Origin of the sequence: Methylobacterium sp. Leaf456 (assembly GCF_001425465.1) — a bacterium.
Taxonomy (GTDB): domain Bacteria; phylum Pseudomonadota; class Alphaproteobacteria; order Rhizobiales; family Beijerinckiaceae; genus Methylobacterium.
In genome coordinates, this window is sequence record NZ_LMQV01000011.1 from 60,608 (window position 1) to 71,314 (window position 10,707).

Annotated in this window: 5 protein-coding genes; 3 read left to right on the top strand and 2 right to left on the bottom strand. The window is 68.1% G+C overall.

The window, feature by feature from the left end:
• Nucleotides 1-51: 51 nt before the first annotated feature.
• From ASG52_RS09965 to sugE, 3 genes are all read left to right on the top strand, one after another.
• Nucleotides 52-5,352, top strand: a complete 5,301-nt coding sequence (locus ASG52_RS09965) for an alpha-2-macroglobulin family protein (RefSeq protein ID WP_056242452.1) — start codon at nucleotides 52-54, stop codon at nucleotides 5,350-5,352.
• Between the two features lie 168 nt (nucleotides 5,353-5,520).
• Nucleotides 5,521-7,641: a penicillin-binding protein 1C gene (pbpC, locus tag ASG52_RS09970; RefSeq protein WP_056242456.1), complete on the top strand. Its 2,121-nt coding sequence runs from the start codon at nucleotides 5,521-5,523 to the stop codon at nucleotides 7,639-7,641.
• 96 nt (nucleotides 7,642-7,737) lie between these two features.
• Nucleotides 7,738-8,058 (top strand): quaternary ammonium compound efflux SMR transporter SugE, encoded by a 321-nt coding sequence (gene sugE / locus ASG52_RS09975; protein WP_056242460.1) that lies wholly within the window; start codon nucleotides 7,738-7,740, stop codon nucleotides 8,056-8,058.
• 6 nt (nucleotides 8,059-8,064) lie between these two features.
• Here the strand turns inward: sugE and ASG52_RS09980 are convergent, their stop codons facing one another.
• Nucleotides 8,065-8,865: a helix-turn-helix domain-containing protein gene (locus ASG52_RS09980; protein WP_056242462.1), complete on the bottom strand. Its 801-nt coding sequence runs from the start codon at nucleotides 8,863-8,865 to the stop codon at nucleotides 8,065-8,067.
• Nucleotides 8,866-10,078: 1,213 nt separating this feature from the next.
• Nucleotides 10,079-10,456, bottom strand: a complete 378-nt coding sequence (locus ASG52_RS27080) for a hypothetical protein (RefSeq protein WP_156383879.1) — start codon at nucleotides 10,454-10,456, stop codon at nucleotides 10,079-10,081.
• Between the last annotated feature and the right edge of the window lie 251 nt (nucleotides 10,457-10,707).

Here is a 10,707-nt window from a genome sequence, read left to right on the forward strand (position 1 = left end):
GCGTGCCGCCCGCGGCGCGGGATCGCCTGAGCGCCGGACGGGGAGACGCGCATGTCCCAGGGCAACCGTATCCGGCGCCTGGCCGTCCTGACGGCCATGGCCGTGGCCCTTCCGGCAGCGGCCCAGGCGCCGCGCCCGGCGCCCTTGCAAAAGTCCGCCACCGCCCCGGTCCCAAAAACCTTCGTGCGCGAGGCGCTCGCCAGCGCGGGCGTGCGGCTGGAGACGGCCTTGAGGGCCGAGGCGCCCCCCGGCGCCAAGCCGGCCGCCCTGTGGCGCCGCGAGGCGGAGGCCGCCGCCAAGAGCGAGGAGGGCGAGCCCGACGCCGAGATGAACGCCTACGCTGCGGCCATCGCGGCGGACCCGAACGATGTTCGGAGTTGGCTCGACTATGCCCGCACGGCCGCCGCGGCCGGCGCGGACGAGGAGCGCGGCGACTATTCGGCCCGGCTCAAGCTGAAGGGCCGCGCGGCCGCCGCCGCCTACCAGGGCTATCTGCGCGCCCGCACGCCCGCCGACGAGGCCCGCGCGCTCGCCCGCCTCGGCGAGGTCCAGGCGGCGCAGGCCGAGTGGCGCCCGGCGATGGAGGCCTACCGGGCGAGCCTCGCCCTCAGGGACGATCCGCAGACGCGGGGCACCTACGAGACGCTGCGGGCGGAACACGGCTTCCGCATCCTCGACTACAAGGTCGATTCGGACGCCGCCGCGCCGCGGGTCTGCTTCACCTTCTCGGAAGCGCTCGTCCCGAAGACCGATTACGCCCCCTTCGTCGCGGTCTCGGGGGCGAGCAACGCGGCGGTGACGGCGGAGGGCCAGCAGCTCTGCGTCGATGGGCTGAAGCATTCCGAGCGCTACGCCTTCGTGCTGCGCGCCGGGCTTCCCTCCACCGTCGGCGAGAATCTGCTGAAGGCCGCCGATTACGAGGTCTATGTCCGCGACCGCTCTCCCCAGGTCCGCTTCACCGGCCGCAACTACGTCCTGCCCCGCACCGGCCAAGCCGGCGTGCCGCTGGTCTCGGTCAACGCGCAAAAACTCGATGTCGAGGTTCTGCGCATCGGCGACCGCGGCCTGCTGCCGACGCTCCGCTCGGAAGAATTCCTGAGCCAGCTCACCGGCTCGACGGCCAAGGGCATCGCCGACCAGAAGGGCCAGCGGGTCTGGAAGGGCACGCTCTCCACGGCCAAGGCCGACACGAACCGCGAGGCGGTCACCGCCTTCCCGGTGCTTCAGGCCGTCGGCAAGCTGGAGCCCGGCCTCTACCTGATGCTCGCCAAACCCAGCGGCACCTCCGACGCGGCGGCGGACGAGGAAGGCGGCTACGAGACCCAGGCGACGCAGTGGTTCGTCGTCTCCGATCTTGGGCTCACCGCCTTCAAGGGCCGCGACGGCGTCCACGTGCTGGCCCGCTCGCTCGCCAGCGCCAAGGCGGTATCCGGCGCCGAGATCCGCTTGGTGGCCCGCAACAACGACGTGCTGGCGACCCAGAAAACCGACGGCCAGGGCCACGCCGCCTTCCCCGGGGGGCTCGCCCGCGGCGAGGGCGGGCTCGCGCCCGGCCTCGTCGTCGCGCAGATCGGCGACGATTACGGCTTCCTCGATCTGGCCCAAGGCGCCTTCGACCTGTCCGACCGCGGCGTGAAGGGCCGCCCGGCGCCGGGCGGGGCGGAGGCCTACGTCTTCCCCGAGCGCGGCGTCTACCGCTCCGGCGAGACGGTGCAATTGACCGCGCTGCTGCGCGACCCGCAGGGCGCAGCGGTGACGGGCCTGCCGCTGACCCTGGTGGTGAAGCGGCCGGACGGCGTCGAGTATCGCCGCGCGGCGGTCGCCGACGAGGGTCTCGGCGGACGTGCGCTTTCGCTGCCGCTGATGGCGGGCGCGATGCACGGCACATGGCGGGTCTCGGCCTACACCGATCCGAAAGCGCCGCCGGTCGGCGAGGCGAGCTGGCTCGTCGAGGATTACGTGCCCGAGCGGCTCGAAGTCAGCCTCACCCCGAAGACGCCGACACTGAAGCGCGGCGAGGCGGCCAGCATCGACGTGTCGGCCCGCTACCTCTACGGCGCGCCGGGCGCCGGCCTCGACGTGTCGGCCGCGGTCGCGGTGCAGCCCGCCACGGGTTCCGGCATCAAGGGCCTGGAGGGTTTCTCGATCGGCCTCGACGACGAGGCGGTGGAGGCGACCACGACGGAAGTCGATGCCAAGGCGACCACCGACGCGCGGGGGCAGGCGAGCCTCACCGTTCCGGTGCAGGAACTGGCCGCCCCCCGTCCGTTGGAAGCCAAGATCACCCTCTCGGTCGGCGAGCCGGGCGGGCGGGCCTTGAGCCGCAGCGTCACCCTGCCGATCCTGCCCTCGAATCCGGTGCTCGCCATCCGAAAGAATTTCGGCGGCGACCTGTCGGACGGGGCGACTGCCACCTTCGATCTCGCGATGGCGACCCCCGACGGGCGGCGCTTGCCCCAAGACGGCGTGGTCTGGACGCTGTCGAAGGTCGAGCGGACCTATCAATGGTACCGGGAGGACGGGCGCTGGAGCTTCGAGCCGGTGAAGGCGAGCCGCCGCGTCGCCGATGGGCGCGTGGCGATCTCTTCTGACGCGCCGGCCCGCATCGCCGCGCCGGTCGGCCTCGGGCAGTACCGCCTGGAAGCCACCGTGCCGGGCCAACCGCAGGCCGCCGTGAGCGTGAGCTTCTCGGTCGGCTGGGGCGGCTCCGAGAGCGCCGACGTGCCCGACCTCCTCGACCTCACCCTCGACAAGGCGGCCTACGCCTCCGGCGAGCGGCTTCGCGCCCGGCTCGCACCGAAGTTTTCCGGCACGGCGACGCTCGCCGTGGTGAGCGACCGCGTCCACGAGATGCGCGACGTCACCGTCTCGGAGGGCGGCACCACGGTCGATATCCCGGTCAAGGCCGAGTGGGGCTCCGGCGCCTACCTCGTCGCCACCGCCTACCGGCCGCTGGATCAGGCGGCCAAGCGCATGCCCGGCCGCGCGCTCGGGCTGGCATGGTTCTCGATCGATCGGGAGAAGCGCGGCCTGTCCGTATCCTTGGAGGCCCCGGAGAAGGTCCGCCCCCGCGGCACGCTGACCGTTCCCGTAAAAATCGCCGGGCTCCAGGCCGGCGAGGAGGCGCGGGTGACGCTGGCGGCGGTCGATGTCGGCATCCTCAACCTCACCCGCTACGAGGCGCCGAACCCGTTCGCCTATTTCTTCGGCCAGAAAGCGCTCGGGCCGGAGGTCCGCGACCTCTACGGCTACCTGATCGACGGCATGCAGGGCACGCTCGGCGCGATCCGCTCCGGCGGCGACGGCGGGGCGACCGAACTCGCCGACACGCCGCCGACGCAGGCGCCGCTCGCGCTCTACTCGGGCGTCGTCACGGTGGGCGCGGACGGGACGGCCAAGATCCCGCTGGAGCTGCCGGCCTTCAACGGCACCGCCCGGCTGATGGCGACCGCCTGGACCAAGTCACGCGTGGGTCAGGCCCAGGCCGACGTGATCGTGCGCGATCCGGTGGTGCTCACCGGCACGCTGCCGCGCTTCCTCAATGTCGGCGACCGCTCGCGCTTCTTCGTGGCGCTCGACAACGTCGAGGGCGGGGCGGGCGACTACACCGTCGATCTCGACCTCACCGGTCCCGTCGTGGTGGCGGGCGAGGCCCTGCGCTCGACGCTGCGGCTCGAGGCCGGCGCCAAGGGGCAGTTCGTGATCCCGATCACCGCCGCCGGGCCCGGCCTCACCCGGCTCGACCTGACGCTCACCGGCCCCGGCATCCAGGGCAGCGCCGGCCAGTCCTTCGCGCTGGCCATCGGTCCCGGCACCGGCGCGCTGGTGCGCCGCTCGGTGCGCCCGCTGGAGCCCGGCGCGGGCCTCGACGTCTCGGCCGACCTTCTGGCCGACATCCTGCCCGGCACCGGCGCGGTCTCGGTCGCAGCGAACCGCCTTGCAGGAATCGACGTGGCCGCCCTGCTGCAAGCGCTCGACCGCTACCCCTACGGCTGCTCCGAGCAGACGGTGAGCCGGGCGCTGCCGCTCCTCTACGTCAACGGCTTGGCGGCCTCCGAAAAGCTCGGCCTCGACGGGCAGGTGGACGAGCGGGTGCGCGCTGCCATCGAGCGGGTGCTGGCGCGCCAGGATTCGAGCGGCGCCTTCGGCCTGTGGTCGACGGAGAATGCGGGCGACACGTGGCTCGACGCCTACGTGACCGACTTCCTCACCCGCGCCCGCGAGCGGGGCTTTTCCGTCCCGCAGACCGCGTTCAACAGCGCGCTGGACCGCCTGCGCAACACGGTGGCCAACACCACCAACGTCGAGAACGGCGGGATGGATCTGGCTTACGCGGCCTACGTGCTCGCCCGTAACGGCCGCTCGGTGATGGGCGACCTGCGCTACCTCGCGGACACCAAGATCGAGGATTTCGCCACGCCGCTCGGGCGCGGGCAGCTCGCCGCCGCGCTCGCGCTTCTGGGCGACCGTGGCCGGGCGCAAAAGGCGTTCGACGCGGCCGTGAAGGCGTTGCAGGCCGGCCGCGACAAGGGCGATTACCGCGCCGATTACGGCTCGCGCCTGCGCGACGGCGCCGCCCTGCTGGCGCTCTCGGCCGAGACCGGCTTTTCCCGCGACACGCTGCAGCCGGTGGCCGCGGTGATCGGCCAGGAGCGGGGAGATGCCCGCACCACCAGCACCCAGGAGAACGCCTGGATGGTGCTGGCCGCCCAAGGCCTCGCCAAGGAGTCCGAGGGTCTCAAACTCTCGATCGACGGTAGGCCCGAGACCGGGCCGCTGTCGCGGCTCTACCGGGCCCCGGTCCTAGAGGCGCATCCGGTGCGGATCGTCAACGAGGGCCGCGAGCCGGTGCAGGTGACGGTCGGCGTTACCGGCAACCCGATCACGCCCGAGCCGGCCGCCGCCCACGGCTACACGGTGGAGCGCGCCTTCTACCGCCTCGACGGCAGCCCGGTGGATGCGGGGAAGCCTTTGCGCCAGAATGACCGCCTCGTCGTGGTGCTGAAGGTGACCGAGGCCAAGGCCAGCGCCGCCCGCCTGCTCCTGGTCGATCGCCTGCCCGCGGGCCTGGAGATCGACAACCCGAAGCTTCTCGATGCCGACGCGCTCAGCGGCTTGAGCTTCGCGAAAACCGACGTGCAGCCGGTCCACACCGAGTTCCGCGACGACCGGTTCGTGGCCGCCTACGACCGCACGCCGGAGCAATCGGCCTTCTTCTCGGCGGCCTACACCGTGCGGGTGGTCTCGCCCGGCACCTACGTCCATCCGGGCGCCAGCGTCGAGGACATGTACCGCCCCGAGCGGTTCGGACGCAGCGCGTTCGGATCGGTCGAGGTGGTGTCGGCGAAGTAGGCCATGGGCAGCCCGCAAATCCCCCTCTCCCCGCACGCAGGGAGAGGGCCGAGCCCCCCTCGTCGGGGGCTCGGCGAGGCGGCAGCCGGGGGTGAGGGGGCTTCGACGGAAGAGGCTCCTCCGGATGCGCCCCTTCACCATCGCTCCGGCTTCGCCTCCGCTTCCCGCATGCACGACAAGGTGCATGCGGGCCTCTCCCCGCGCGCGGGGAGAGGGGGGCGCGTCGTCGGGCTCTGCGCCCTGCTCGTCATCGTCGTCCTGGCGCTCCCTAGCCTCGCCCTCTGGCGCTACGCCACAACCCTCCCACCCCTCGACCTCACCGCCGCCTCCCTTCGCTCCACCGTCATCCTCGACCGGAAGGGCCAGTTGCTGCGCCCCTTCGCCACGACCGACGGGCGCTGGCGCCTGCCCGTCACCGCGGGCGAGGTCGATCCGCGCTTCCTCGCCATGCTCAAGGCCTACGAGGACCGCCGCTTCGACACCCATCCGGGCATCGACCCCGCCGCCACCGTCCGCGCCGCATGGCAATGGCTCGCCCACCGAAAGATCGTGTCGGGCGGCTCGACGCTCTCCATGCAGGTCGCCCGCCTCGTCGAGCCCCGCGCCGAACGCTCGCTTCTCGCCAAGCTCCGGCAGATGGTCCGTGCGATTCAACTGGAGCGAACCTTAAGCAAGACGGGCGTGCTCGATCTCTACCTCGCCCTCGCCCCCTATGGCGGCCCGGTCGAGGGGCTGCGCGCGGCGAGCCTCGCCTATTTCGGCCGCGAGCCGGCCCGCCTGTCGTTTGCCGAGAGCGCGCTCCTCGTCGCCCTGCCCCAGGCCCCCGAGGCACGCCGGCCCGACCGCTTCTCGGCAAACGCCCGCCGCGCCCGCGACCGCGTGCTCGACATCGCCGCCGAGCGCGGCGTGCTAACGGAAGAGGAGGCCCGCGCCGCCAAGGCCGAGCCGGTGCCGACCTTACGAAAGTCCTTCCCGATGCTCGCGGCCCACGCCGCCGAGCAGGCGGTGGCGGCCGATCCGGCTGCGCGGGTGCAGCGTCTGACGCTCGACGCTCGGCTCCAGGCGAGCCTGGAGACGCTGGCGGCGGAGCGCGCGGCGGCGCTCGGGCCCGCCCTGTCGGCGGCGATCCTCGTGATCGACAATCGCAGCGGCCACGTGCTGGCCCATGTCGGCAGCGCCGGCTATCTCGACGCCGCCCGCGCCGGCGCGGTCGATGCGACCAATGCCGTGCGCTCGCCCGGCTCGGCGCTGAAGCCCTTCATCTACACGCTGGCCTTCGAGAACGGGCTCGCCCACCCGGAAACCCTCCTCGACGACCGCCCGGCGCGCTTTGCCGCGAGCTACGCGCCGGAGAACTTCGATCAGGGCTATCGCGGCACCGTGACGGCCCGCGTGGCGCTCCAGCAATCGCTCAACCTGCCCGCGGTCGATCTGTTGGAGACGGTGAGTGCCGCCCGCTTCGTCGCGCGGCTGCGGGGGGCCGGCGCCACGATCCTGCTGCCGTGCGACACCGCGCCGGGCCTGCCCGTGGCGCTCGGGGGCCTCGGCATCACGCTCACCGACCTCGCCCGGCTCCATGCCGGGCTCGCGCGAGCCGGGAGCGTGCCGACGCTGGTCCGCCGCCTCGACGGGCCGCCCTCCCCGGCCGAGCCCGAGCGCACCGTCACCGACCCGGTCTCGGCTTGGTACGTCGCCGACATCCTGCGCGGCGCCCCGCCGCCGGAGAACGCTCCGTCAGGCCGGCTCGCCTACAAGACCGGCACCTCCTACGGCTACCGCGACGCCTGGGCGGTCGGGTTCGACGCCCGCATCACCGTCGCGGTCTGGGTCGGGCGGCCGGACGGCGCCTCGGTGCCGGGCCTCGTCGGGCGGGCCGCCGCCGCGCCGATGCTGTTCGACGCGTTCAGCCGCTTCGGGGGCGAGCCCGAACCGCTGCCGCGTCCGCGCGAAGCGCTGGTGGCGGCCACCATCGCCCTGCCCCCGCCCCTGCGCCACATCCGCCGCGATGCGCCCAAGACGCTCGCGGCGACGCTCGGCGTGCCGCTGAAGATCGCCTACCCGCCCGACGGCGCCCGCGTCGATCTCGGTATCAGTGCGGGTGAAAGAATCCGCCTCGCCCTCAAGGCGCTCGGCGGCCAGCCGCCACTCACCTGGATGGTCGACGGCCTGCCGGTCGCCGAGAGCCTGCGGCGGCAATCGGACTGGAGCCCGGAGGGCGCGGGCTTCGCCCGCATCTCGGTGATGGACGCCGCGGGCGCCAGCGACAGCGTGGTGGTGCGGCTGGAATAGCGAGCCTCGCGCCTTAGCTTCGCTCGGCGAGGCCACGCCCTCCCCATTGCGGGCTCCAAGACCGGGACGGCCCGGCGACCAAAGCCAGGAGGCCCCTTGGCCTGGATCATCCTCATCGTCGCCGGGCTGTTCGAGGTCGTCTGGGCGTTCTCGATGAAGCAGTCGGAGGGGTTCTCGCGGCTCTGGCCCTCGCTCGTCACCGTCGCGGCCATGGCGGTGAGCCTCGCCGGGCTCGCCTGGGCGATGCGGACGCTGCCGCTCGGCACCGCCTACACGGTCTGGACCGGCGTCGGCGCGGTCGGCGCCTTCGTGGTCGGTATCGCGGTGCTCGGCGAGGAATTGAGCGCGATGCGGGTGCTGGCCGCCGCGCTGATCGTCGGCGGCCTCGTGCTGATGAAGCTGTCGAGCACGGCCTGAAGCGCCTCAGTCGGCAAGGCCGGGAAAAACGGCAAAACCGTCGGCCCGCACCCGGTCGAGGAGGCGGCGATAGCCCGGCTCGCAGGCCATGCCGGGCTCGATCCGGCCGTATTGCGCGCCCTCGGCGAGAGCCCCGCGCTCCGGCACCAGGGCGATGGGTGTCGCGGCGGGCGTCAGGTGGGCGCCGCGGCCGGAGAAGAGGGTCGTCAGGATGCCGAACAGCTCGCCCTGGATCGTCGGGCGGCCGAGCATGGCGAGCCGGTACTGCCCCTGGAAATTCGTGACGAGATAGATCTGGCCCGACTGGTTCGGCACCGAGACGGTACCGGATTGCGCGAACGGCGCATCGAGCCGCTCGGCCTCGCGGAAGACGAGGCGGGCGCCGTCAGAGTCCCAAGCGATCTCGGTGCGGTAGGCGAACAGGGCACCGGCTTGCCCGAACGAGGTCCGCAGCGTCAGGTAGCGCCCTTCCAGAAAGGCCACCGCCTCGCGGGTGTAGGAGCCGAATTCTTCCGGCGCGTGGCGCGGGGCGGTCGGCTTCGGCGCGGGCGCCGCGGCGGGGGCCCGCAGGGGCAGGCCCAGCGCCTCCTCCAGGCGGATCGTCGTCGCGAGCGTGAACGGGCGGCGGCCCGACAGCGCCTTCTCCAGGGTCGAGATGCTGATGCGGGCTGCATCCGCCAGCGCTTGGCGCGACATCCGGCGTCGCGCCAGCGCCTCGCGCACGGCGTCGGCGATGACGCGGCTCTGCGCGTCGGGGAGTTCGGTCTCGGGATGGTCGGCCGGAAGGGCGGCCTCGAAGGTCGGCATCGTGCTGCGGTCCGGACGGACCCTCACAGAACCGCACCGCGGCCGCCGCCGTCAAGGCGCGGCCGCGTCAAAATTGCTCACGAGTTAAAACATTTTGATTTTATAACTGACGATTATGCGCCCTGATTCAACTTGCCTAGCAACTTGCGCAATTCCCCTCCGTGTTTCTCCGCGACCTCGCGGGAATCACGTCTTGCCGCATCTTGCGGTGCTATCCCCGCACCACGATAGAATGATGAAGGCATAACCCTCTCATTTCTCTCCTGAAATGGCGAAGAGTTAGCTTCGGATTTTTCACGCTTCATGCGAATTCTCCTCCGTGCTCACATAGTGCCTAGCGAAGAATCTGTGATTTAATTCCCTTGGAAAATAATGCTTACGCTTAACCCAAACGAATCCCTCGGATTTCGAGATTATCGCTACATCGACCTCGCCGCCAACGGTTTCCTGCTCTCGAGTCACCTTCCTTTTTAAAGAGGTAATCTCTATCAGGGAAGATGCCAATGTGGATAATTCCTGACGAGGCATCAACCGAATCATATCAGTGATTGGCTTGTAATAATCTTTTATAAGATAGTCATTTGCTTTCTTAACGTAATCAGCGTGCATTTTATTCGTAGCGGGAGAAATTGTTTGCAAGGCCCTTTCTATAAGATCGGGATCCGATATGTTTGATTTTAGCATTTCTCTTGCAGTGTCGCGAGTCACATCCCCAATTAGACTGTTATAATATGACTTCACAGACGGATCTATTCCATCCAAAAAGCTTTTTACCATATCATCCTGAGCAAAGCCTACAATATCAGCTTGAGGCGGCCTTCGACCGATATCAATACTGTTTTTTCGATATATTTCGATTTATTATCAATAATTCCTTCAATTTATATTGCTTCTAGCGATGGGCAAAGCTCGTTATTACCAAATCCTACGAATACAAGTCCAGTCCGGTACGAGTATAATCTGGATTTTGTGAGCGCATATCCAGTATACACACGCAGTAATTTCTTAGTGGTTTCGTTGTGAACCGCAGACTGAAGTACACTATTGGCAATTTCGTTTGTTAAAGATATGTACTTATCCGGTAATGACTTACTAATGAAGCCCTTAGATAATTTTTTACCTTTCAGTTTTGATATCTCTCCTTTGATGTACGCCTGGGACATCCCGTTCATCTTGCTTTTTTGATATGACCCTCGCTCAATCACATCCTCAATCACGAGTCCTTGTATTTTTTTGCAGCCCGCGTAAAAAGATCAAATACCAACAGATACACATTGTCCATCTCGTCGACATCATCGAACGGAACATTGTTTGATAAATACGAAAGAAAATCATCGCGGTAGTCAGATATTCTTGGAAAAGACTTTTGACCAAGCCGGTTTCTGTATTCTTTTATTATCGTCTCCAGCGGAAGCCCCATATAGTCGAGCCTCCCATAGATCATAATAGCAACAGGTCGATGGCAGCTAAACTCAAATATTTTATTAACAGTATTGTATATCTTCAAATTTGGAGGCTGACCTATACTCACAGCACTATCGGCAGCCAAAGCAATCGCAGACTTATTAAGAATAGCTATTTCAGCCGTCATCCCTAGTCACCTCCCAGGAAGCGGTCAGCAAGGCAATCCCTCAGGTTTTATTGACGGCCCAGCTACCGGCTTGCACTCGCTCCCTTTGACTGAAACTCCGTGCAAACTCAGTCGAAGCCGAAACTGGGGCACCGCCCTAGAGTTGTCTAGAGCTATTGCCGATCAGGTTGGATCGTATGCGTCGTATCCGGCCGCTGTGAGGCAGTTGCGGCAGGCCTTTGGGGTGAGGCTGTCGAAGGCGGATCGGATTG

Bases quoted from the DNA above. Each gene is read 5' to 3' on its own strand.
- ASG52_RS09965 (WP_056242452.1), top strand. From the start codon at position 52: ATGTCCCAGGGCAACCGTATCCGGCGCCTGGCCGTCCTGACGGCCATG.
- pbpC (WP_056242456.1), top strand. From the start codon at position 5,521: ATGCACGACAAGGTGCATGCGGGCCTCTCCCCGCGCGCGGGGAGAGGG.
- ASG52_RS09980 (WP_056242462.1), bottom strand. From the start codon at position 8,865: ATGCCGACCTTCGAGGCCGCCCTTCCGGCCGACCATCCCGAGACCGAA.
- ASG52_RS27080 (WP_156383879.1), bottom strand. From the start codon at position 10,456: ATGACGGCTGAAATAGCTATTCTTAATAAGTCTGCGATTGCTTTGGCT.